This is a genomic window from Dechloromonas sp. CZR5 (assembly GCF_008711155.1).
Lineage (GTDB): Bacteria > Pseudomonadota > Gammaproteobacteria > Burkholderiales > Rhodocyclaceae > Azonexus.
Map to the genome: position 1 here is coordinate 663,253 of NZ_VUYQ01000001.1, position 22,731 is coordinate 685,983.

At 60.1% G+C, this 22,731-nt stretch carries 27 protein-coding genes; 22 read left to right on the forward strand and 5 right to left on the reverse strand.

Annotated elements, in window-relative coordinates:
- Window positions 1-228 precede the first annotated feature (228 nt).
- The gene (locus tag F1002_RS03215) at window positions 229-1,890 is read left to right on the forward strand and encodes a methyl-accepting chemotaxis protein (protein WP_191090288.1); all 1,662 of its coding nucleotides are present in this window, start codon (window positions 229-231) and stop codon (window positions 1,888-1,890) included.
- 94 nt (window positions 1,891-1,984) lie between these two features.
- On the opposite strand, the gene F1002_RS03220 is transcribed toward F1002_RS03215, so the two are convergent.
- From F1002_RS03220 to F1002_RS03230, 3 genes are read right to left on the reverse strand one after another with little or no spacing between them, the layout of a single operon-like run.
- The gene (locus tag F1002_RS03220) at window positions 1,985-2,836 is read right to left on the reverse strand and encodes a cache domain-containing protein (protein ID WP_150427577.1); all 852 of its coding nucleotides are present in this window, start codon (window positions 2,834-2,836) and stop codon (window positions 1,985-1,987) included.
- Between the two features lie 42 nt (window positions 2,837-2,878).
- Window positions 2,879-3,526 (reverse strand): response regulator transcription factor, encoded by a 648-nt coding sequence (locus F1002_RS03225; protein ID WP_150427578.1) that lies wholly within the window; start codon window positions 3,524-3,526, stop codon window positions 2,879-2,881.
- A complete protein-coding gene (locus tag F1002_RS03230) occupies window positions 3,523-4,806 on the reverse strand; it encodes a sensor histidine kinase (RefSeq protein ID WP_150427579.1) in 1,284 nt (427 codons plus the stop codon). Before F1002_RS03230 ends, F1002_RS03225 begins: the two co-directional genes overlap by 4 nt.
- Window positions 4,807-5,021: 215 nt before the next feature.
- On the opposite strand from F1002_RS03230, the gene F1002_RS03235 reads away from it, so the two are divergent.
- The 3 genes from F1002_RS03235 to F1002_RS03245 all read left to right on the forward strand — a co-directional run bounded on the left by F1002_RS03235 (window position 5,022) and on the right by F1002_RS03245 (window position 8,047).
- Window positions 5,022-6,893, forward strand: coding sequence for a methanol/ethanol family PQQ-dependent dehydrogenase (locus tag F1002_RS03235; RefSeq protein ID WP_150427580.1), 1,872 nt, complete (start codon window positions 5,022-5,024; stop codon window positions 6,891-6,893).
- Between the two features lie 126 nt (window positions 6,894-7,019).
- Complete coding sequence (locus F1002_RS03240) at window positions 7,020-7,583, forward strand: pentapeptide repeat-containing protein (RefSeq protein ID WP_150427581.1); 564 nt, start codon at window positions 7,020-7,022, stop codon at window positions 7,581-7,583.
- Between the two features lie 5 nt (window positions 7,584-7,588).
- Entirely contained in the window at window positions 7,589-8,047 is a 459-nt protein-coding gene (locus tag F1002_RS03245; RefSeq protein ID WP_150427582.1) for a c-type cytochrome, read from the forward strand.
- A gap of 102 nt (window positions 8,048-8,149) precedes the next feature.
- Here the strand turns inward: F1002_RS03245 and F1002_RS03250 are convergent, their stop codons facing one another.
- Complete coding sequence (locus F1002_RS03250; protein ID WP_223879433.1) at window positions 8,150-9,019, reverse strand: helix-turn-helix domain-containing protein; 870 nt, start codon at window positions 9,017-9,019, stop codon at window positions 8,150-8,152.
- 44 nt (window positions 9,020-9,063) lie between these two features.
- Here F1002_RS03250 and F1002_RS03255 point away from each other — a divergent pair, with 44 nt between their 5' ends.
- From F1002_RS03255 to F1002_RS03335, 18 genes are all read left to right on the forward strand, one after another.
- A complete protein-coding gene (locus F1002_RS03255) occupies window positions 9,064-10,224 on the forward strand; it encodes an alpha/beta hydrolase (RefSeq protein WP_223879434.1) in 1,161 nt (386 codons plus the stop codon).
- 725 nt (window positions 10,225-10,949) lie between these two features.
- Window positions 10,950-11,894, forward strand: a complete 945-nt coding sequence (locus F1002_RS03260) for a hypothetical protein (RefSeq protein ID WP_150427583.1) — start codon at window positions 10,950-10,952, stop codon at window positions 11,892-11,894.
- A gap of 120 nt (window positions 11,895-12,014) precedes the next feature.
- A complete protein-coding gene (locus F1002_RS03265) occupies window positions 12,015-12,308 on the forward strand; it encodes a DUF5076 domain-containing protein (RefSeq protein ID WP_150427584.1) in 294 nt (97 codons plus the stop codon).
- Window positions 12,309-12,393: 85 nt separating this feature from the next.
- Entirely contained in the window at window positions 12,394-12,873 is a 480-nt protein-coding gene (locus F1002_RS03270) for a hypothetical protein (RefSeq protein ID WP_150427585.1), read from the forward strand.
- A 98-nt stretch (window positions 12,874-12,971) separates the two neighbouring features.
- Window positions 12,972-13,619 carry a hypothetical protein gene (locus tag F1002_RS03275; RefSeq protein ID WP_150427586.1) on the forward strand — a complete coding sequence of 216 codons (648 nt, stop codon included), beginning with the start codon at window positions 12,972-12,974 and terminating at the stop codon, window positions 13,617-13,619.
- Between the two features lie 113 nt (window positions 13,620-13,732).
- Complete coding sequence (locus F1002_RS03280; RefSeq protein WP_150427587.1) at window positions 13,733-14,209, forward strand: hypothetical protein; 477 nt, start codon at window positions 13,733-13,735, stop codon at window positions 14,207-14,209.
- A gap of 75 nt (window positions 14,210-14,284) precedes the next feature.
- The gene (locus tag F1002_RS03285) at window positions 14,285-14,812 is read left to right on the forward strand and encodes a hypothetical protein (RefSeq protein WP_150427588.1); all 528 of its coding nucleotides are present in this window, start codon (window positions 14,285-14,287) and stop codon (window positions 14,810-14,812) included.
- Between the two features lie 113 nt (window positions 14,813-14,925).
- Entirely contained in the window at window positions 14,926-15,348 is a 423-nt protein-coding gene (locus F1002_RS03290) for an SRPBCC family protein (protein WP_150427589.1), read from the forward strand.
- A gap of 43 nt (window positions 15,349-15,391) precedes the next feature.
- Window positions 15,392-15,838: a class I SAM-dependent methyltransferase gene (locus tag F1002_RS03295; protein WP_150427590.1), complete on the forward strand. Its 447-nt coding sequence runs from the start codon at window positions 15,392-15,394 to the stop codon at window positions 15,836-15,838.
- Between the two features lie 124 nt (window positions 15,839-15,962).
- Window positions 15,963-16,589, forward strand: coding sequence for a tetratricopeptide repeat protein (locus F1002_RS03300; protein ID WP_150427591.1), 627 nt, complete (start codon window positions 15,963-15,965; stop codon window positions 16,587-16,589).
- Between the two features lie 261 nt (window positions 16,590-16,850).
- Window positions 16,851-17,243 (forward strand): VOC family protein, encoded by a 393-nt coding sequence (locus tag F1002_RS03305; protein WP_150427592.1) that lies wholly within the window; start codon window positions 16,851-16,853, stop codon window positions 17,241-17,243.
- 4 nt (window positions 17,244-17,247) lie between these two features.
- Window positions 17,248-17,607 (forward strand): DUF1801 domain-containing protein, encoded by a 360-nt coding sequence (locus tag F1002_RS03310; RefSeq protein WP_150427593.1) that lies wholly within the window; start codon window positions 17,248-17,250, stop codon window positions 17,605-17,607.
- A gap of 13 nt (window positions 17,608-17,620) precedes the next feature.
- Complete coding sequence (locus F1002_RS03315; protein WP_150427594.1) at window positions 17,621-17,920, forward strand: hypothetical protein; 300 nt, start codon at window positions 17,621-17,623, stop codon at window positions 17,918-17,920.
- Window positions 17,921-18,016: 96 nt separating this feature from the next.
- The gene (locus F1002_RS03320) at window positions 18,017-18,607 is read left to right on the forward strand and encodes an NAD(P)H-dependent oxidoreductase (RefSeq protein WP_150427595.1); all 591 of its coding nucleotides are present in this window, start codon (window positions 18,017-18,019) and stop codon (window positions 18,605-18,607) included.
- 87 nt (window positions 18,608-18,694) lie between these two features.
- Window positions 18,695-19,024, forward strand: a complete 330-nt coding sequence (locus F1002_RS03325; protein ID WP_150427596.1) for a hypothetical protein — start codon at window positions 18,695-18,697, stop codon at window positions 19,022-19,024.
- Between the two features lie 117 nt (window positions 19,025-19,141).
- Window positions 19,142-19,288 (forward strand): hypothetical protein, encoded by a 147-nt coding sequence (locus F1002_RS20915; protein ID WP_191090289.1) that lies wholly within the window; start codon window positions 19,142-19,144, stop codon window positions 19,286-19,288.
- A 75-nt stretch (window positions 19,289-19,363) separates the two neighbouring features.
- Window positions 19,364-19,642: a hypothetical protein gene (locus F1002_RS03330; protein WP_150427597.1), complete on the forward strand. Its 279-nt coding sequence runs from the start codon at window positions 19,364-19,366 to the stop codon at window positions 19,640-19,642.
- An 81-nt stretch (window positions 19,643-19,723) separates the two neighbouring features.
- Window positions 19,724-20,557, forward strand: a complete 834-nt coding sequence (locus tag F1002_RS03335; protein WP_150427598.1) for a hypothetical protein — start codon at window positions 19,724-19,726, stop codon at window positions 20,555-20,557.
- Window positions 20,558-20,633: 76 nt separating this feature from the next.
- Here F1002_RS03335 and F1002_RS03340 read toward each other — a convergent pair whose 3' ends face one another.
- Window positions 20,634-22,409, reverse strand: coding sequence for a PQQ-dependent methanol/ethanol family dehydrogenase (locus F1002_RS03340; RefSeq protein WP_150427599.1), 1,776 nt, complete (start codon window positions 22,407-22,409; stop codon window positions 20,634-20,636).
- Window positions 22,410-22,731: the final 322 nt, after the last annotated feature.

A 22,731-nucleotide genomic window follows, 5' to 3' on the forward strand; every position in this document is an offset into this window, starting at 1 on the left:
GTGAGGTGGCGAGAGGAATTGTACTGGAAGCGTCACGGAAGAAAACCGCCGCCCCGAGCCGCCGGCATGCGCTGCTCCATTGGCCGGTTCGACGGGGGTTGGAAATTTGCAATGTTACATAACTGAGAATATCTGTAACTGATTGTGTTGGTTTGTAACTATTCGTAATTATTGATTATGGGGAGACGGCTAGAATCAAATGAAAAATGCACACTCAGGGAGAAAGCTATGTCTATCAAGTCGCGTTTGTTGTTGCTGATCGTAGTGGCCTTGTTGGGACTCGGTTCGCTGGGCGGCGTCGGTTTTGCCGTCAAGCGGATGCTGTCGGGTGCATTGGAGGAAGCGGTCAAGGTTCGTCTGCCTTCCATCGTCGGACTGGAGATGCTCAACGAGGCGCAGACCGACCTGGTCCGCCGTTCGCTGCAAGTCGCGATTTGGGAAAACGATTATGCCCCGCAGGCCAGGCAGCATTTCCGGGAGGCGCTGGGGGCCAAGGGCTCTGCCTGGGAACGTGCGGACAAGGGCTGGCGGCTGTATGAGAGCACCCATCAAACGGCGGAAGAGAGAGTGCTGTGGGAGAGTTTCGTGGCGGCCTGGGCGACATGGAAGGCCGCCGATGCCAAGGTAACGGCGGAAATGCAGGCGCTTGCCGACATCCAGGGGGAGTTGGCGCAAAAGGAGGCTTTCAAGCGTTTTTATGCAGCCTTCCATGCCCAGGAAAAGTCGTACTACATCGCCGAGGAAAAATTGAACAGGGTGATTGAGATCAACGAACACATTGCCCGCCAGGCGGCCGAAGAAGCCGCCAAAACGGAAGGGCAGGCAGGTTGGGCGATCACTTGGGTATTGGCACTCTGTGTCGCCCTGACCGTCGGGCTGGGGGTATGGATTTACCGGAGCATCATGCGTCCCCTGAACGCAATGCAAGAGACCATGAGCAGGGTCGGCAGCGAACTGAATCTGCGCGAACGCGTTGACGCCGGGAGTCGCGATGAGATCGGCCGGACGGCTGAAGCCTTCAATGTGCTGATCGGGCAGCTGCAACATTCGTTCGGGGAGATATTCGAACGAATGGGAGAGGTAAGGCGGGAGGTTTCCCACCTCGCTACCGCCGCGCAGGAGATGTCATTGGCCACCGCACACCAGGCTTCGGCGGCCGCTTCCATGGCTGCTGCGGTAGAGGAAGTGACGGTCAGCATCAATCATGTCTCCGCAAGCGCTGCCGATGCGCTGGCGCTATCGCAGGAAGCCGAGAAGCGCTCCAGCGATGGCATCGCGAATATCGAGCGCTCGGTGGCCGGCATGGGGGAAATCTCCGATGCGGTGGCCGGGGCCTCCAGTGCCATTGCCGCGCTGGGGAAGCAGTCCGACGAGATTTCGGCCGTGGTTCAGGTCATCAAGGATGTTGCGGACCAGACCAACCTGCTGGCGCTGAATGCGGCCATCGAAGCTGCCCGGGCCGGCGAGCAAGGGCGCGGTTTTGCCGTGGTGGCGGATGAAGTGCGCAAACTGGCCGAACGCACCACGCAATCCACCGGCGAGATTGCCGGGATGATATCGGCCGTACAACGGAGCAGTCAGGCAGCCGTTTCCGGCATGCAGCTGGTTGTCGACCAGGTTGCGCAAGAACAGGAGCTGACCCGTTCCGCGGGGACGGAAATTGCCGCCATCGGCGGGGAAACCCAGCGTGCGGCAGGGGCTATTTCCGAAATCAACGAAGCGCTGCGCGAACAAAGCACGGCCAGCAACGAGATTGCCTCGCACGTCGAGTCCGTTGCCCAAATGACCGAGGAAAATCATGCCGCGAGCGAGCGCACGGCCGAAGGTGCGAAGCGCGTCGATCAACTCGCGGAGGTCGTTCTTGCAACGCTCGGGCGATACAAGCTGTGACCGGGTCGTGCTGACGCCCCTTTGCCGGGCGTAGCACCGATCGTGCGATTCGGCGGGCCGGCCGACCCCCGTGCGGGATCGGCCGGTCAAGAGCCTACTCGCGGTAGAAGCCGACGCCGATCAGGCTGCCGTTTTCGCGGCGGATGAAGGTACGCTTGTTCTCCACGGCGTTGGTGACCGGGTTGCGCCAGACGTAATCGACGCTGCCTTCTCCCTTGTCGCGGGCGAGTTCGAGCATCTCCCTGACCAGCGGCTTGCCTTCCACGTCGTGCAGGTCGCCGGCATCGGTTCCAGTCCATTTCGGGTTCATGCCGTGGGCCTCGAACTTGCCGCTCGCCAGATTGACGGCGAAGACATACAGGTCGTCGCGCACGAAGGGGCCGTTCCGGTCGTTGAAACTGGCCAGTGCCTTGGTCATTCCCTGGCGGCGAATCTGGTCGCTGGCGGCGTCGAGCAGCTTGCGCGCATCGTCGGCACTGGAGCGCGGCGCGTAATAGCCGACCCCGATGATGTAGTTGCCTTCACGATGCAGCCAGGCATGTTTCGGTTCGACATGGTTGCTCTTGCGATTGAGCCAGACGTAGCGGATGCGTGCCTCGGCCTGTTTTTCGGTGACCGCGATCATCTCGCGGAAGAGCGGCAGGCCGGCGGCATCGACCGTATCCAGCACGTTCAGGCCGACCAGTTCGACCGGCGCGGCGCCGCTGGCGACGTAGGTTCCCTTGGTATCGATCACGTAAACGTACAGGTCTTTCCTGACGAACGGGCCGCTGCGGTTGTTGAAAGCCTTCCAGGATTTTTCCGGTCCGTTGGCCTGCAGGTATTTGACGGCCTGGTCGAAGAGGGCGCGGGCCTCGCGCGGGGTGGCGTGGTCGGCGGCGAAGGCGACGGCGCTGGCGGCGGCCAGGCTGAGCGCGGCAAGGGTGCGGTGAATGCGGTATTGCATGGGCAGGTCTCCGGTTCTGGATTGGGTTGGTTTGTTCGGTGTTCAGGCGATGCCGGGGCGGTGCATATCCACCAGGCCGTGGCGGGCGGCAAAATGGAGCAGCTTGAAATCGCTGTCGGCATCCAGCTTCTGGCGGATCAGCGACAGGTAGTTGAAGATGGTTTTCGGACTCAGGTGCATGGCGTCGGCAATGTCGCTGGCTGTCTCGCCGTGGGCGAGCAGGCGCAGCACCTCGAACTCGCGCGGAGTCAGCTGGTGCAGCGGAGTCTCGCCATCGATCGCCTCGCCGGCCAGGATGTCGGCGATATCGGCCGAAAAGGCGCGGCGGCCTGCCGCCACGCGGCGGATGGCGTCGATGACCTCGTCCGGCTCGCAATACTTGGTCAGGTAGCCGTGGGCGCCGCTTTTCAGCGCCTGCGTGACGTGGCCGGCGCTGTCGTGCATCGACAGCACCAGGATGCGCAAAGTCGGGAGGCGGGCGAGCATGCCGCGAATCGCCTCGATGCCGCTGCTGCCCTTGAGGCTGAGGTCAACCAGCGCGACATCCGGCAGGGTGCGGATGACCAGCGCGTTGGCTTCGTCGGCGCTGGATGCTTCGCCCACCACCTCGAAACCGGGTTCCGCCGACAGCAAGCGGCGGTAGCCGGTGCGGACCACGGCGTGGTCGTCAATCAATACGATGCGCATCATTCCTTCTCTCCTTTCCTTCCGTTCGCCGTCCCGGCCAGCGCCGGCAATTCGGCCGACAACCGGAGACCGCGGCCCGGCAGGCTGTCCAGCTGCAAGTGCCCACCGGCCATCTCCAGCCTCTCGGTCATGCCGAGCAAGCCGCCGCGCCGAGCCGGACCCGCCTGCGGCAAGCCATCGCCGTCGTCCTCGATGCTCATCCGCAAGCGCTCCGCATCGGCGGCGACAAGGACCGTGCAATGCCGGGCGCCGCTATGGCGGACGACGTTGGTCAGGGCCTCCTGCAATATCCGGTAAAGCGTCAGGGCTGCCGTTTCATCGACTTCCGGCCAGCGTTCCGGTAGTTCCATTGCAAATTCGATGCCGGTTTCGCGATTCCGCCAGCCGTCGAGCAGTTCGCGCAGCATGGCGGCCAGCCCCGAAGCATCAAGGCCGTGCGGGCGCAGGGTCTTGAGCATGGCCCGCAGCTGGCTTCCCGAGTGGCGGATGTCGCGCCGCAGGTCGGCCGCGCATTCGGCAACGGCCGCGGCGTCGAGGCGGGCGGCATGGCGTTCGAGATGGGCCGCGGTGGCGTTGATGGCGGTCAGCGTCTGCCCCATCTCGTCGTGCAGGTCGCGGGCCAGCGTACGGCGTTCCTCCTCCTGCACCGCGATCAGCTGGCGGGCGAGGGCGCGCCGGGCCGCGTGCGCTGTGCGTAGCGCCTCGGCCAACCGTTCGATGGCGCCGGCCACCTGGCGGAATTCACGCAGGGCGAAAGAGGGCAGCGCGGGGTCGAATTCGCCGCTGGCCAGGCGGTGCAGCCCGCTTTCCAGTTCGCGTACCGGACGCAGGGCACGGTCGGCCGCCCACCAGACGGCGAGCAGGGTTGCTCCAGAATAGAGCAACAGGGTGATCAATAAACGAACAGTGTCCCCCAGCCGCTCCTCGATTTCCGACGCCGGGTTGGGGGCGATGATCAGGCGATGTTCGCCGACGCGTATCTCGTGCCCCGGTCCGGCTTCCGGCACCAGGCCGAGCCTTACCAGCAGCGGCGAGGCTTCCTGCGCTGCGGGCGCTCCGGCACTGCGGATGCTCAGGTGCCGCAGGTCGGCGTCGAGCAGCCGCTGCGGCAGGTCGGGGGCGGCGCCGTCGGCGGCGAGCAGCACGTCGACCAGGCGCGACGAGGCCTCGACCTCAGCCCCGATATCGGCGCGCAGGGAGTACAGCTGGACGATCAGTGCCATCGCCAGCAGGCCGCCGAGCAACAGGCCTAGCCAGCCAAGCAGGCGGCGTCGCAGATCCATGGACTCTCCTCGTCGATTGTTTTGGCAATCCATTGCAGGTTCCGTACCCGCGTCCGACGCGGGCGGCCAGAAGCCCGGGAATTTTTCCCGATCGACGGGGGAGGGTCTCCCGGGACGGCGCAGCGAAAGGACTCCTAGACTGGCCTCGCCTGTCGGCAAACGCTGGCAGCCCCCACGGGGACGATACGAACACCTACCTGGAGACAAGGAAAAACATGATGAACACGCACTGCCCTTCCCGCCGGACGCTGCTTGCTGCCCTGGTCACGGCCACGGTCTGCACCTCCGCGTTGGCCGGCAAAACGGTGAGCTGGGAAGACATCCTCAATGACGACAAGAGTACGCAGGATGTCCTCTCCTATGGCCTGGGCCTGAAGGCGCAGCGCCACAGCACCCTGGCCAAGGTCAACACGAAGAACGTCGACAGCCTGGTGCCGGCCTGGAGCTTCTCCTTCGGCGGCGAAAAGCAGCGCGGGCAGGAGGCGCAGGCCCTGGTGCACGACGGCGTCATCTACGTCACCGCCTCTTACTCCCGCATCTTCGCGATCGATGCGCGGACCGGGAAGCGTCTCTGGGAATATGAGGCCCGCCTGCCGGACGACATTCGCCCATGCTGCGACGTGGTCAATCGAGGGGCCGCCATCTATGGCGACAAGATTTACTTCGGCACGCTGGACGCGGCCGTCATCGCCCTCAACAAGGACACCGGCAAGGTGGTTTGGCGCAAGAAATTCGGCGACCACAAGGTCGGTTACACGATGACCGGCGCCCCCTTCGTCGTGAAGGACCAGAAGAGCGGCAAGGTGTTGGTGGTGCATGGTTCGTCGGGCGACGAATTCGGCGTCGTCGGCTGGCTGTTCGCCCGCGATCCGGAAACCGGCGACGAAGTCTGGGCCCGTCCGATGGTCGAAGGCCACATGGGCCGCCTGAACGGCAAGGACAGCACGACGACCGGCGATCCCAAGGCGCCGAGCTGGCCGGATGGGCCGGACGGCAAGAAGGTCGAGGCCTGGCATCACGGCGGCGGCGCGCCGTGGCAGACCGCCAGCTACGATGTGGACAAGAACATGGTGGTCATCGGTTCCGGCAACCCGGCGCCGTGGAATACCTGGCACCGCACCAAGGAAGGCGACGACCCGCGCAACTGGGACAGCCTGTTCACCTCCGGTCAGGCCTATGTCGATGCCAGCACCGGCGAGCTGAAAGGCTTCTTCCAGCACACCCCGAACGACGCCTGGGACTTCTCCGGCAACAACTCGGTCGTCCTCTTCGAGTACAAGGACCCGAAGAGCGGCAAGCTGGTCAAGGCCTCGGCCCACGCCGACCGCAACGGCTTCTTCTTCGTCACCGACCGCGAGAAGCTCTCGGACGGTTCGGGCTACCCGAACAAGCCGACGTCGCTGATCGGTGCCTGGCCGTTCGTCGAGGGCATCACCTGGGCCAAGGGCTTCGACCTCAAGACCGGCAAGCCGATGATCGTCGACGGCCAGCATCCGCCGAAGCCGAAGGAGGGGGCCGACAAGGGCGATTCGATCTTCGTCTCGCCACCCTTCCTCGGCGGCACCAACTGGATGCCGATGAGCTACAGCCCGCAGACCGAGTTGTTCTACATCCCGGCCAACCACTGGGCGATGGACTACTGGACCGAAAAGCTGACCTACAAGGCCGGCTCCGCCTACCTCGGCCAGGGCTTCCGCATCAAGCGGCTATTCGACGACCACGTCGGCACGCTGCGCGCCATCGACCCGAAGACCGGCCGGATCGCCTGGGAGCACAAGGAGAAGTTCCCGCTCTGGGCCGGTACCCTGACCACCGCCGGCGGCCTGGTATTCACCGGCACCTCCGACGGCTACGTCAAGGCCTTCGACGCGAAGAACGGCAAGGAACTGTGGAAGTTCCAGACCGGCTCCGGCGTGGTCTCCGTGCCCATCACCTGGGAAATGGACGGCGAGCAGTACCTCGGCATCCAGTCCGGCTATGGCGGCGCCGTGCCCCTGTGGGGCGGCGACATGGCCGACCTGACCAAGCAGGTGACGCAGGGCGGCTCGATGTGGGTGTTCAAGCTGCCGAAGATGGCCAGGAAATAGCGCTCCCCCGCGCCGCGAGCGACCTTTCCCCGCTCGCGGCGTTCAACCGGCGGGGCCGGTGCTGCATGGACACCGGCCCTGTCACCTCTTCTTCAAGCATCACTTACCGATCGGAAACCGCCCACAATGCGCCGCCTGCTTTTCATTGCCCTGTTGCTCCGACTGCCCATGGCCCTCGCGCAGGAGGGCGGGCCGCCGGTCATCAACGGCTGCGGTATTTGGCCGCACACCCAATGTCGCGGCGTCGACCTCCGCCACGCCAATCTGGCGGGTAAAAACCTCGCTGGAGCCGATTTTTCCGGCGCCAACCTGGCACGTGCCAACTTCACCGGAGCCAATCTGGCCGGGGCAAACTTCGATGGCGCCGACTTGACGGCCGCCAGGCTCGTCAAGGCCGCCGCACCGACGGCCACCTTCCGTGGTGCCCGCCTGGTGGGCGCCGATCTCGAATTCGCCCGCCTGTTCCGCGCCGATTTCAGCGAGGCCGACCTGACCGGTGCCAATCTGGAGGCGGCCAAGGCCAATTTCGCCTGGTTCATCGGCGCCCGGCTGACCAATGCCAATCTGCAGGAAGCCAAGTTCTTCACCGTAAATTTCCGCAAGGCCGACCTGACGGGTACCTTCCGTCGCTTTGCCGTTTTCCACGAAGCCGAATTCGAGGGTTGCACCGGCTGCCCGACCGACTGGTGACCGCCATGAAAAAATTGCTCGTTACTGCAATGGCCGTTCTTTTGGCGGCCTCGGCCTTGGCCGATGAAGTTGCCGTGGCTCCCACCGTGTTGCCCGACGGCCTGCCGCCGCTCGGCGAAACCTGGCGCAGCGAAAACCCTTATCGCGGCAACCCCGAGGCCGTTGCCATCGGCCAGAAAGCCTACAGCCAGGCCTGCGCCCGCTGCCATGGCGCCGACGCCAGCACCAACGCCGCCCCGGCGCCCGATTTGCGCAACCTCAACCGCTTCTGCCGACGGATAAGCGATGCCGAACTGAACGCCGCCTGCATGCGCGACAACGATGCCTACTTCGCCAAGACGGTCCGCAACGGCAAGGTCATCGTCGGCGTCACCCACATGCCGCCCTGGCAGGGCGTGCTCAAGCAGGAACTGGCCTGGGCCATCCAGACCTTCATCGAGTCGAGGAAAACCGGCCGGGAGTGAAACAGGGTTCTTTCCGGGAGCGAGGTTCCCGGCATCCCTCGTGTGCTGGCCCCGCTGGCCGGCAGGCATGGCGGCCATGTTCGTGACGGTTGCGCCGCCGGTTCAGCCGTATTGCCGAATTTCCCCGGCGATCAGGCGGTAGTACCAGAAGGATTCGTCGCTGGCCAGGCGTTCGCCGAAGCGGGCGGGCGACATCCCGGTAACCTTGCGGATCTGGCGTCCCATGTGCGATTGGTCGGCAAAGCCCGCGTCGGCCGCTATGTCCGCGAGGTTTGGCGAGCTGCCGTTGCCGCCGGCAATGCGCCGGATGAACGCCTCTTCGACGCGGGTGAACAACTGCAGGTCGCGATAGCTCTGGCCGGTCCAGTCGCGGACAAGGCGTTGCCAATGGCGCAGGCTGCGCCCAGCGCTGGAGTGGGTGGCCCGGGTTGCCACCGAGCGTACCCAGTCGCCGATATACGGTACCGGGCTGGGCCGGAGCGGCCCCTTCCACAAGGGCTGAATTTCCTTTTCGAGAAGCGCAAATGCGTCGGCGGCGCCGGCCGCAAGGACGGCCTGGCAAGCCTGGAACAGGGCAGTCGGTGCCACCGCTTCCAGAGGCAGGTGCCGGTCCAGGAAGTTTTCCACGGGTTGGCCGATGAGGCGTTTGACGGCTTCCGGATACATGCCGACGGACAGGGCGTGTACAGGCCCCGGGGACCAACTGGCCGCAGGGCCGCGCTGCGGGCCGGACAGGGTGATTCTGGGCAAGGCCGGGCCGAGCGCGAATCGGTTTTCCTGTGCCTCGCCTTCGAGCATGTGCAGCGTGCCTTCGAAAACCCACGAGATCACCGCCATCGGCGTTGCCGGGTAGTAATTGAGGCGTTCCAGGTCGTCCAGCGAACAGCCGCGCGTATCGCGCTCGATGCCGGCCATCAGGCAAGCTCCGAGGGTCGGGGAGGGAACGTGCAGGCGGGAGAGCGGTGTCTTCACGGATGTCGTTTGCGTTCTAGCAGGGTAGCGGCGAGGCGGGCAGGATGGCGCAGATCGAAATCCGCGAGTACATGATCATGAAGACGATAGTTCAGGGACGCCTGTCGCACAAGCTGCGCAGCATGGCGGTGTCGGCCGGTTGCCTGTGCCGCGTGGCGCTGGGACGGGTATTGGGCAGACCGTTGGTGAAGGGATGGCCGTTTCTGTTCGAATACGGCACCCGCTACACGCGTGCCCAGTTCAACCATGCCTTTCGTATCAGCCATGACATCACCGAAAGCCGGGCCTACTTCGACAGCGTCTACGGGATGACCGAAACCTATCCTGACGTTGACGTCCGCGAAACCGGCGACGGCGAGCCACGCGGCACCTGGTTCCTGCCGCAGGTGCGCCACAGCGACGCCACCTTGCTGCACTTTCACGGTGGCGGCTACACCTTCTACGCCGGGGTATCGCGCCATTTCGCCGCCTGCCTGGCCCACACGCTGGGGGTTGCCGTTTTTGCGCCGGATTACCGTTTGACGCCCGAGCATCCGCATCCGGCACAACTCGACGACGGCCTGGCCGCCTACGCCTATGTGCTGGCGCACGGCACGCCCCCTGAAAAGCTGGTGCTGTGCGGCGACTCGGCGGGCGGTCACCTGGCGCTGATGGTGCTGGCGAGACTGCGGGACGCCAATCTGCCGACACCCGCGCTTACCGTGGGCATCAGTCCGTGGACCGATATCGGGCGGCGCGGTGCCAGCCAGTTCGGCAACGATCCGTACGATCTGGTCCAGGGCTACATGACCCTGCAGTTCGCAAAGTGGCTCAAGGGCGGGCAGGCGCTGAGCGACGCCGCCTTGTCGCCGATCGGGCAGGACTATCGATCCCTGGGGCCGATCTACCTGCAGGCCGGGGGGCGGGAAATCCTGGTCGACATGATCCGCGATTTCGCGAGCATGGTCATCGCCCAAGGCGGCAATATCCGTCTCGACGTCTGGCCGCAAATGAATCACGAGTTCCACGCCTACGGCGCCTACCTGCCCGAAAGCCGCGAAGCCCTGGCCTGCCTGCGCCGGGCCATCGCGGCACATGTCGGGAAAAAGGGCCGCTTCGTCCCGAATGAGGGAACGGAGCCCGAGATCTCGCCCCTGCCAGCCGGGGAGGTGAAGAGTGCCGGATTCCGGACGTACCGTACCGAACAAGCGCAAAACGACCTTTAGGCGACCGGCCCAACGCCGGAAAATGTCAACAATCTATGACTGCGCCATGCGGTGCAGCATTACAATCACGGCATATGCGCATGCCAATTGGTGCATTTGCCCTCCGGGGCTAAACCAGCCCCGTATTGCAAGCGCGCCGGGTATCGCTGGGTTAATCGCCGAGGTTTAGGAATGCGTCATCAAAGATATCCAACAATGGCAATCACGACCTGTCCATTATTGGAAATAAATATCCATATTTGGCAACAAATGGCCAGATATGGATATATGAAGGTGTTGTCTACTTCTAGTTAGAACGCATCATGTTCTCGCGGCCCACACGCCTGAACCTCTCCACATGCCACGCTCGTTCCGTGGTTGTATCCAGCCTCACCGCCCAAGGTACCGGCTCACAGCATCAATAAAAAGTTAGTGTCATACGGCCCGCGCCTGAGGGCGCGGTCAGGCTGCTTCTGCTCCACGCCCGGCTCCCGCTCGCTTCATTGCAAAAGCTCCATTGGCAGTCTCAGCCTCGTTGCACACGTTCAAAGAGGCGTCTATTCTTATGGCATGTCGCGTTGTCGCCGTACTACATTCTCAGCCAAGGGGCACACATCAAATGCGTCCTAACATTCCAATCCACCGGACTGTCTGCAAGCGGCGCTTCGCGCCACTCGCAGCCATCCGGTGATTTAGCACGTTAGGCATGCAATCGACAGTCGTAATCTTTAAGAGAAAGATCAAAGATGTCCAAGCGGAAAAAGGAGCCAACGCAGTCGAGCAAGGAAGATATTTTTGGGAAAGCTGCGTTCGATATTGAGCATGCGTTAGGGATGTATGCCTTTAGTTTTTGCACAATCCCTGCCGAGGGGATCTATGACAAACAAGCCCTTGCACCGCTAATGAGCGTCATTGAAACTTGTCACATATACCTTATCGGCTATACGCCGAAGATCGATTTCATTGACGCCCAACAGAAGGGTAGAACGCTAGAACTGAAATTTACGGCACTGGGGAGGGAGCACGTAGTTTCGTATGAACTCCCACCAGAACTATCACTGAAGGCGGACGGCGAACTGCATTACTTGGAAGATGCACATGGTCAGAGATATTGGCCAAACGAACAGGAAATGTCGGCACGGCTTATCTCTGAATCAAAAGCAATCAACTTTGAAGTCAAGTATGTGGGGCAGGCCTATGGCCAAGATGGCTCGAGAAATGCGATAGATCGACTGCTTAAACATGAAACCCTTCAGAAAATCGCTCTGAAGGGAGTTCCCGAAGGTTATAGGCTGTCATTGCTGCTATTAGCAATTCAGCCAAACAATCAGTTGATAACAACGATGAATCCGTTTGCCAAGAACGATGCCGATGGAAGCGCTCGGATTCAGTCTGGATTGGAAAAGCTATTCAATACATCTGAAGAGGAGCGCGTTTCGCTTTATGAAGCAGCTCTTATTAGGTACTTCTATCCAGAGTTCAACAAGGAGTTCAAGGACAGCTTTCCGTCAACAAACTTAAAAATCCTTCAGAATTGTTACAACAAAGATTTCTGTTCTGTAGTGGCAGAGATTTGCTTTGACGAGCTCCCTTTCCGGTTATGGTCACAGACCATCGAGCCCGCCCTCTACCATATTGCTAAGCACAACTTACACAAAGGTGAAGACAGAAGAATGTTTTTTGGGTGTTAAGTTTTCTCCCCGCGGGGATCGTCATATGGGCCATTTGCCTAACCCTCCGCTCCAGAGGGACGCTTCGCCGAAAAGCGGCTCGCGCCCCTGAGCTAGAACGTTATACGTCAGGAGCCCTGTATGTTCGGCCGTAAAGGAATCGAGCTAGAGGAGCCGCCTTTGTCACGTGACGCTGGGGCATTTGAAATATTGCGAGTGTGGGGAGGTGATAACTTGCCCCAGCAGTATTCATTGAAAACAGTCAGGGACGACCCCGGAGCATGGGGCTTAATGCTTGTGGATATTGCTCGGCACGTTGCCAAAGCTTACGGAAATACCGGCGACTTCTCTGAAGAAGCGGCATTGAAACGAATTAAAGAGCTATTTGATGCTGAGTGGGCTTCACCAACCGATACGCCGCTTCAAGTCAAATAAGCATGCTACGTATAACATCTCAATCCACCGGACCGTCAAAAGCTTCGCTTTTGCTGTCCGATGATTTACAACGTTGGGCGTCATAATGATGAAGGCTCTCGCTGTAATCGCTCTATTTGGCTTCAGTTCAGTAGCCACAGCCTGTTATGTGCCACCGCCAGAGCTATTCCGAGACCATGCTGCATTGGTCGATGAAGCGAAGATGATTTTTGTGGCTGAGGCCAAGGCCAGTGGTAACAATCCAAAAATGTGCCAACTTCATATAGTCCGCGCGTTGAAAGGCATCGCCCCTGCCACTCTCCCGATTAATTGCCGTACGCCTTCTAGTAGTGACTGGCTAACCGATTTTTCGGCTCATTCAGATACGGCTTTTTGGCAACGGCGTAGTGGTCGTCTCGGCATAGCTGGCAACTGCACTCTTGTTTCTCCGTCTTTTCAGCTTGGTCACCACTATTTGGTCATTCTTGGCGTAGAGCCTGACACCAAGCAGTTTGAAGAAGTCGCTGGGCCAACAGATCGCTGGCTTATCTTTGTCCAAAATCGTCTGCAGGAATCGAAGCCATGACGCCCAACATCACAATCCACCGGACCTCCGGCAAGCTGCGCTTGCCTCCGTCCGGTGATTTTCAACGTTGGGCCTCTTTAACCTATAGGAGCTGATCGATGGGCGCGAAAACTTGGATGCTCGTACTGGCAAACTTCAATGCACGTGAGGCACTCGCTGCCAAGCCTCCTTTGGATCGGGAGGCAACTCAGAAACTTGCCAATACCCTATTTCCTGGCGAAAAACTCGAACAAATCGGCGATGGTGACCTGTCCTATACATGTCCGCCGGATGATGAAGTGCATATAGGCTGCTTTCCGGGGGTATCAGTCGTCGCGGCCAAAGAATTTGGCATCGATTACCCATCAAAGTTACCTCAGAGGTTTATTGATGCAGGTGGCAACGGAATGGCCACGCTTCACGCGATGCATAGCGTGGTTGATTGGTTTGCGTATGCGACATGGGCAAACGGAAAGCTAGTGCGCTCCCTGAGTCTGTCTCCGGATAGCGGCATCATGGAGGACATCGGACAGCGCCTGCCCTTTGAAGAACCGTTCTGGTCAGGAGGGCATCCAGCTGTTGATGATGACGAAGAAGCGGATGCTTATCCATTCCCGTTTCACCCCCTAGATCTTGGGGAGGCAACTTTGAAAGATCAGTTCGGCTATCAGCTTGAGGGCTATATCGATGCCTCGCTGCTTGAACCTGAGTCAGTTCCGCTAGTTCGCTATAAACGTTCCCGCTCGCCGTGGTGGAAGTTCTGGTGAGAGGCCCAACCCATCATTCCATCGGACCTGCGCGAGAAGCAGCGCAGTCCGCTCACTTCTACGTTGGGGGGCTTAGGGTGCGGCGTCCAAAGCGTGTTGATTTGGTATCCCTGTTGAGCGGAGTGCTGGCAGTCCCGCTTGCTGTTCTTGCCATTCATCTGCGGTCAATTCGGGTTCCTGGTAGTTCCAGAGTTCTCGGTTGGCTGGACAGCCTTGGCTTCGTTAAGCAGCCGCCTCCCGAAGCACCTTCCATTATTGTCATTGATCTTCCGTCTCACGGAATACCCGGTGTTGCCCACAACCGAATCGTAAGCATCAGTGATGTTCCGGAGATGTCCGATGCCGGTCACTTCGCAATAAACGACGAAAATGCAATCTTGTTTCTCGTTGCTCTGAGTGCTGTGCTTGCGCTAATTGCAATGGTTACTGCTATCTGGGCAGAGCATCGGCGAGAACCAACTCTTTACCTCAGTGTGGGCTACATTTGTGGCGCACTTGCAATCGCACAGGTCTGGATGCTGGCCGGCTTCGTGTTCGGGATCATCGGTGTAACTGCAGTGCTTGTCTTGAGGCATCGGCGTGAACACTAAGCGCCCCCCAACCCATCATTCCACCGGACCTGCGCGAAAAGCCGCGCAGTCCGGTGAATTCAAACGTTGGGCAGCATGAACGACATTATTTCTACCTTCATGTCTGCGCTTCAGAAGGAATATCTGAAGAAGCAGGGGTATACGAAAAAGAGATTTACCTACTCTCGCTTGATGGATGGCTATACGGAGCGTGTGCGATTGAGAGGTTCGCCTTGGAACCACCCAGAAAGACCATGGAGCTTCAGCATCGATTTCGGCGTAGAGATTGAGGGACATCCATCAACGGAATTGGAGTTTCCTCACACCCACACTCACGCTGCGCTTGAAAGAATAGTCAAATCAGCAACCGGTGACTACGCGATCCAACATAACCCTAGTTTGAATCTTGCAGCACAAATCATGGATCGTCTCGACCCATTGCGCCAACAAGTCCGAGTGCCTGACCAATCAAAATTGCTAGCTGAGATTGCATCCCATATCGAACAAGCAAGTGAAATGGTAAATGCTGTACGAGATGAGGTGCAGAGGCTTTGCTTGTCAGACAGCTTCGATGACCGGCGCTTCGCAATTGTGAAAGCACTCGCCCGCGAGTCCTCCCAATGATTTGCCTCCTGCCCAACCTTACTGTCGAGCAGACCTGCGCGAAAAACCGCGCAGTCTGCTCACTTCAACGCTAGTCGGTCACATCACCTCTTCCCTTTTCCCAAGAGATCTAAATGCATGTTGAACACCGAATCGTAATCGCTGCCTCCCCCGAAGTAATTTTCCGGATATACGAAGATGTTCAGAACTGGCATACGTGGGACCCGGACACGAAGCAGGCATTTCTTGATGGTCCGTTTCGTGCCGGTAGCCGCGGCCGTATCACGCCTCCCAAGGGTATGACGGTGCCTATGCTTCTTACTCAAGTTGAGCCCGGCAAGTGCTTCACGGTTGAGTCGAAGATTCCCTTGTTTCGCATGCTGTTCGAGCACGAGCTTGTTTCTCAGGAAGGGGCAACGGAGGTCATCCACAGGGTTACATTCTCCGGCCTCCTGTCCTTTGTTCTGGGTCCCATGCTGTCCAGGCAACTGAATTCGGGCCTTCCGGTCACACTAGGCAAGCTAAAGGTTCTCGCAGAGGGCGCTGGTGCTGCCTGATAGTCACTTTCGTCGTTAGGCCTTTCGAAACACAAGGCGCCAAATGTTCACAGACCCGGCCATTGCATACGAGGCGTACGCTCAAGAATTCTTGCGGGCTCGTGATGCATCCACGATTGGCTCTTCGGTTGTCGAGCAATGGGCACGCACGCTGCCAATGGGGGCGGAAGTCATTGAACTTGGTTGTGGCGCCGGGTATCCCGTCACACGAACGCTTCATGCCGCTGGGCTGAAGCTATGGGCCATCGACAGCTCCGTCTCTCTTGTGGCGGAGGTCAATCGACGTTTTCCTTCAGTCCCGGTTCAATGCGAAAAGGTACAAGGCAGCAACTTCTTCAACCGGACTTACCATGAGGCGGTGGCTGTCGTTTGCCATTCGCTCGGGCGGGCGCGCTATGAATCCTGCTTGAATGCCGTGGGCTTGCGTATCGTCGGCACGTTCGTCCACAAGGGGGAAAACAACTACTTTGACGCGGAGCGCACCAGTTGAATATCTGTTGTCTCCAGCCCAATTGTACGTTTAACGTGGATGCTCGGCGGGCCATGCCTTCGGCATTCTTGTGGGTTGCCTTCGTGCTCTCAACCCTTCAAGCTCCGGCCACCCCTGAGCCAACATGTTGTGGATTTTTATGATGCGCCTATTCCTACGCTTGTTACTCCTTGCCTTCTGGGCACAAATCGCACATGCGGACACATTGAGTGAGGCACTCGCCGCCAAAAGTCGCGGGGATTTTGCTGCCGCATACCCTCTTTGGGTAGAGTTGGCAGAGGGAGGAAACGACAAGGCTGCCATCGAGGTGGGGCTAATGCACCATCTGGGGCAGGGAGTCCCGCAGGATTATGCTTTGGCGATGGACTGGTATCTGAAAGCATTCCCCAAGAATGGCGATGCCCTGAACAATATCGGAGTGATGTACCGGGATAGTCTCGGCGTTCAGCAGAACAGAAAAATTGCCCACCTTCTATTCCTGACGGTCCATATGGCAGGCATGGGCAACCAAGCGACTGTTATGCGGGCCAACCGGAATTTGAGGCGGGAGATTTCTGAACTGCCTCTTGCCGAGCGTCAGGAATCGCTTTGCTATACCAGTCAGTATCTGATGGCGTATGTAAAGAGCAAAGGTGGTCTTGAAGGAATTCCGGAGAATCTGCGCGCCTCTCCCGAGCGAAAGAGAATCAAGGAGCTGAACTGGTGGCTTCCTGGGGAAATTGGCGAATACTCATGCCCACCAAATACCTAGCCCATCCTTCGATTGGAGGTGTGCAGAAAGTCGCGCAATCCGGGGGCTGCGACGGAATGCGCTCTACCAATCACTTCAAGCGGCTCTTCGCTGTGACGGGTTCAGCGCAGATGAAAAGGGAGCGTGATGACTGACATGGCAATCGACCGCCTCCCGGGGCACCCAATGCGTTCCAGCCTGCCAATCTGCAGGACTTCCAGCAAGCCGTGGTCGTCCGTGTTCGGTGACTTTCAACCTTGGCGTTCACAATAAGGAATCTCCATGCTTGCCAATTCGCTGTCCCCCTGCATCACCACCGCCAAGGTAGAGGAGTCCCGGGATTTCTACGTGACGCACTTTGGCGCAAAAGTCACTTTCGACTGTGGCTGGTACGTTAATCTCGAATTCGGAAAGGGCGCATCTCTTCAGTTCATGGCGCCCCAGCCCGGTCAGCCTGTGTGCAATCCTGCCGGCTTGACCTATAACTTCAGCGTTTCCGATGTCGATGCCGAGTTTCACGCCCTGACCGCCTCTGGTTTAATTGCCGTCATGCCGCTTGAAGATCATCCCTGGGGAGATCGTGGTTTTGCCGTCCAAGACCCCAACGGCATCGTTCTCTACATTTACTCCGAGCGCGAACCGAGTCCCGAGTTCAAGCCGCACTACAAGTCCTGAGGCCATGCCTGCCGACCGCATCTCAAAACTGCTCGAAGACATACGCCTTCTCGATCCTGAACGCTTCGAGCTTGTGCAGGCCCTGAGGCAGATCATTCTTGACCTGTCCCCATCCATCTCGGAGGAGGTGAAGTACGGCGGTATCCTGTTTGCCGCCACGAAGCCTTTTTGCGGGGTCTTTTCGTACGCAAAGCACGTTTCGCTGGAGTTTGGCGAAGGCGCGTCGCTCCCGGATCAATTCAAGGTACTTGAGGGCGAGGGCAAGTTTCGCCGTCATATCAAGCTGTCATCCGGGCAGGATATTTCCGGAAAGCATGTCCGCGAGTATTTGACTCTGGCCTTCAAGGCATCTTCCCAGCCGTGAGACCCGATCCATCATGACATGGCCCTTTGACCAGGCACCCAATTGCGCAACCTTCGTCACCCGTGGGGTGATAGAGAGCAACAACCCCATCCTGTTTGTTTCCCATGACGAGGATGACCACGGTTGGCAGTTCCATGACACCCTCGACGCACAGGCGGACGATGCACGCATCGTTTGCCTGAGCCATGTTCTGGACATCGACCCGACGATGCGCGATCTCGCCGATCTTCCTCCCGGTTGGGTGGCGTGGCGCCAGGATGAAAACAGTCCGTGGCAGCGAGAGCTTGCACCACCGGAAGTGTATGAGACCTGACATCGTGATCGAGGCCGCTCGCCCCGGCTACCCGCCGTTAGCCGCTCGATTCGCTGCCCTCACTTGCCCCGCCTGCCTCCATTGCTTGCCTGAATCATGAAATGCCTCGTCGTCATTGCGCACCCGAATACCGACAGCCTGTGTCATGCAATGGCTGAGTCCGCGATCTCGGCGCTGAGGGAAAAAGGTCACGAAGTGATTATCGAGGACCTCTATCTTTCCGGGTTCTCTCCCGCCCTCACGCTCGATGAGCGCCAAAGCTACTACCGTCCATCGTTTGCGTCGGCTGCCGTTCAAGAGCAAATCGACCGCCTGCTCTCCGCCGAGGCGTTGGTGCTGGTCTTTCCTACCTGGTGGTTTGGCTTCCCTGCCATATTGAAAGGGTGGTTTGACCGTGTATGGGCTCCCGGAATCGCCTACGATCACGCCACCGATTTCGGCCCAATCAAGCCAAGGCTCGATAATCTCGAAAGGGCTTTGGTGCTGACTTCGCTCGGCTCGCCGTGGTGGGTTGATCGCCTGGTGCTGCGGCAGCCGGTGAAACGTGTCCTGAAGACCGCGCTGTTGGGAACTTGCGCACCGAACTGCCGGCTTGAAATGCAATCGCTTTACAAGGCGGAATCTCTGACGCAACCTCAAGTTCAGTCATTCTGTTCGCGTATCGAGAAAGCCCTTTCGAAATGGTAGTTGTCACCCCTTGTCTACCGGCTGATCGCACGCTCAAAGCGAGATGCCGTAAACGGGGCGTCCCCGGCTTGACCCCCGGAGGAATGCATGCGCCGGGCTGAACTGGGGCTTGCCGCAATTTTGGGGGCGTTGTTTACTGCCTTCAATTTCTTGCCCGGCTCTTGGAGCGATCCGGCCCCCGTTCGCCTTCTTGCCGGAATCTTCGTCGTTGTCACAACCATGTTTTATCTGCACCTCGTCGATGACGACCGTCGTCCCCTGGTCGGCGCATGGCATCGAATCCTTGTCGGCTCGGCGGCGGGCATCACTGTTGCGGCTATCGCAGGTGCTTCGGTCGCGTTGTACGTGCTGCTCGCGCTGGTAGGGGCCATGCTTGGGTACATCGGTTTCCGGTGGCTGAAGCATCTCCCTCTCTAGCCACGCGTAGCCGGATACCGAAGGCATGGCAGCCAAGAAGGGTTACCATGCGGCGTTGCGGCTGATCGTCAGAATCGCAGGCAAGACGGGGAGTTCATGGATCGATGCCAGGTGCTCATGAGCGGGACTGAAATTCTGGAAACAGACGGGGTTGAGACCCTCTACGTACACGGCGCAACCGTCGGCGACCTCGTCGGATTCCTGCACCCGCAGGTTCCCTGGGTCTGGGTCATGGGCCACATGCCGAACACCCGCTTCGAGTGATGGGAAACCGCGCAGCCCATCCGTCAAGGTGGCCCTTCCATACCGGCCGAGTATCGTCTGATTGCGTATGATCTTTTGCTGCCAACCCTACGCTTTCTGGAGCTTTCATCCGAATTCGAGGGGCATGGCATTTCACTCATTCAAAGCCACCATCGCATGCCGAATGCGCTTGATATGGACCGAATTCCGGAAAATCAACGTTTGAAGATACTGCGCAGCAACGGTGCCTTCCTTCGCATCGAGCTTCCGCATGCCGTTGAAACGGCGCAGGTCCAGTGCTTTGAAAAGGCTTACCTGGCCAGTGTTGTCGCCTCACACAAGTCGTTCAGGCGGCCCCCCGAAGGCAGCGCTTGAGTTCGTCGTTGGCTGAGCAAGCTCGGGACGGGGAAATCCCTTTCATTTGCCGGATCGCATTAAACAATATTGGGGGCTGCCATGGGCGCTTGGGGAACGGGTCTATATTCCGATGACACGACGTGCGATGTCCGGGATCGCTACGTCCGGAACTTGAAGGACGGGCGCTCTTCCGACGATTCATGCCAGGAAATCCTGGATCGCTATGGCGATCTCCTTCGGGACACCGAAACCGCCTGCCTGGTTTACTTTGCGCTGGCTGACACGGCATGGCGATATGGCCGCCTCAACGAGGCCGTGAAGGACAAGGTGCTGTCGCTGCTCAAGTCAGGCGGCGACATCGTCGTCTGGGAACGCGATGCCCCCAGCGATGCCGCAGCGCGGCGCAGGACCCTCAGGGAACTGGAAAAACGTCTCGGTACTCCGCAGCCGGCCGCGAAGACGGTCAATGTTTCGCAACCGAAACCCAGGAAGATCCGTACCACTGAACCCATCGGCTCGGTCTTCTCGCTGGCGCTGCCCGGCCAAGGCTTCGCACTTCTCGTCCTGGTGGGATTCATGGAGCTTGAAAAGAGCATCGATCCCGTCTTTTCGGTCATGGCTCGGCGAATCGCTTCGTTGGCGGAATTGCCTGCCCAAATCACGGGTGACGACAAAACCCTGGCGTTTTCGAAGTCGTTTCCCCGCGTGTTCGAGCATGTTGCGATCCTTCCCAAGGATGAGCGAAGGAGCATCCTGTCCGAGCTCGAACGGGTGGAGGTATCCGCCGCGTCGCCTATGCCCTACGAACGGGAGAGTACGGTATGGCTGTCCGTCGGTCGTATGGCCAACGAGATCGATGCCCACCTGGCATCGGTACCGTCTCCCGAAGCGCCGATCGGCGCCCCCCAGGACGAGCCGAGGCCGGCAGCCTAATTAAAAAAACGGCCCGACTGCCGGAGCAGACGGGCCGTGGGGGTGAGGCGCTTGCGCGCCCCGAGGGAGAGCCGGTTTAACCCTTGTGCAGCTTGAAGACCCAGACGGAACCGCCCTGTTCGAGGTAGTTCACGCGCTTGGCGACGTCGCCGCCCCATAGCGGCACGGCGCCGCCCCAGCCGGTGGTCACGGCGATCATCTGCTCGCCGTCCTGTTCCCAGGTGACCGGCGGTGCGACGATGCCGGTGCCGGTCTGGAAGGACCACAGTTCCTTGCCGGTCTTGGCATCGACGCCCTTCAGGAAACCTTCCGGGGTGCCATAGAAAATCAGGCCGCCGGCGGTGGTCAGCACGCCACCCCAGAGCGGGGCGTAGTTCTTGTTTTCCCAGACGATCTTGCCGGTGGCCGGATCGACCGCGCGCAACACGCCGATGTGGTCGTCGTGGATGGCCTTGATGGTAAAGCCGGCGCCGAGGTAGGCCGCGCCCTTCTTGTAGGCGACCGGTTCGTTCCAGATATCCATCGACCACTCGTTGGCCGGCACGTAGAACAGGCCGGTCTGCGGGCTGTAGGCCATCTGTTGCTGGTTCTTGCCGCCGAGGAAGGACGGGGCCGAGAAGACGACCTTGCCCTTCTTGCCATCGGCTTCATCCGCCGGGTTGCCCGGACGGCCGTCCGCCGTGTAGATCGGGCGGCCGGTGTTCATGTCGAAGCCGCTGGCCCAGGTGATCTTCTTGACGAAGGGGAAGGCGTTGAGCAATTTGCCGTTGGTGCGGTCATTCACGAAGAAGAAGCCGTTGCGGTCGGCCTTGCCGCCGGCCTTGACGATCTTGCCGGTCTTCGGGTCCTTGTAGTCGAAGGAGACGAATTCGTTCACGCCGTCGAAGTCCCAGCCGTCGTGCGGGGTGTTCTGGTAGTGCCAGGCGATCTTGCCGGTGTCGGCGTCGATGGCGACGGTGGAGGACGAGAACAGGTTGTCGCCCGGGCGCAGGTGGCTGTTCCACGGGGCCGGGTTGCCGGTGCCGGCGAAGATCAGGTTGGTTTCCGGGTCGTAGGTGGCGCCGTTCCAGGTAGCCGCGCCGCCGGTCTTCCACAGGTCGCCGGTCCAGGTGGCGTTGGTGGTGCCGGAGATGCCGTTCTCGACCTTCTCGCCATCCTTCCAGGCGTAGCCCATGTGGCCTTCGACGGTCGGACGGGTCCAGATCAGCTTGCCGGTCTTCGGGTCGCGCGCATCGATGCGGCCGACGACGCCGAATTCACCGCCGGAAACGCCGGTGATCAGCTTGCCCTTGGCGATGATCGGGGCTGCGGTGGCGGAGTAGCCGGCGGCGTAGTCTTCCAGTTTTTCCTTCCAGACGACCTTGCCGGTGTCCTGGTTCAGGGCGACCAGCTGGGCATCCAGCGTGGCGAAGATGACCAGGTTGTCGTACAGCGCGGCGCCGCGGTTGATCACGTCGCAGCAGGGCATGATGCCGTCCGGCAGGCGGTGCTCGTACTTCCACAGCTTCTTGCCGGTCTTGGCATCCATGGCGAACAGGCGGCTGTAGGAGGCGGTGACGAACATCTTGCCGTTGTGGATGACCGGTTGGGATTCCTGGCCGCGCTGCTTCTCGCCGCCGAAGGACATCGACCAGGCGGGAACCAGGTTCTTGACGGTCTTGGTGTTGATCTGGTTGCTCGGGCTGAAACGCTGGCCCTGGGTGCCGAGGCCGAAGCTGACGACGTCGCCTTTGGTCGTCGCATCGTTCAGGATGTCCGCGTCGGTCACGACGGCGGATGCCTGACCGCCGGCCAGCATCGCTGCGGCGAGCAGGGCGATGGCGCTCCGCTTGAAGGGGGTATGTCTGTGCATGGATTGTCTCCTTGGTTATCCAATTGGTTCCGGCCAGCCGTTTCCGGATGGTCGGAGTGTCCCGCCGGCGTGCCGCCTTCCTTTCCCTGAATCGGCGCACTGGCGGGAGGGGTATCCGCAAAGCCTGTGCCAAGTGAGCGGATATGCCCGAATCGTCCGTTGGCTGGGGAAAGGCGGCCGTTTCGCCGATTTTTGGCGTTGAGCACTTGTGTCTTGGCGCGCTGCTTCAAATGTCACCAGTTGCTCCAAAGTTGCACACCTCGTTTGGGGGGCTGCGCGGCGATTTTTTGCCTGTAGCCCCGGAAGGGCCGTCATTCGGTGC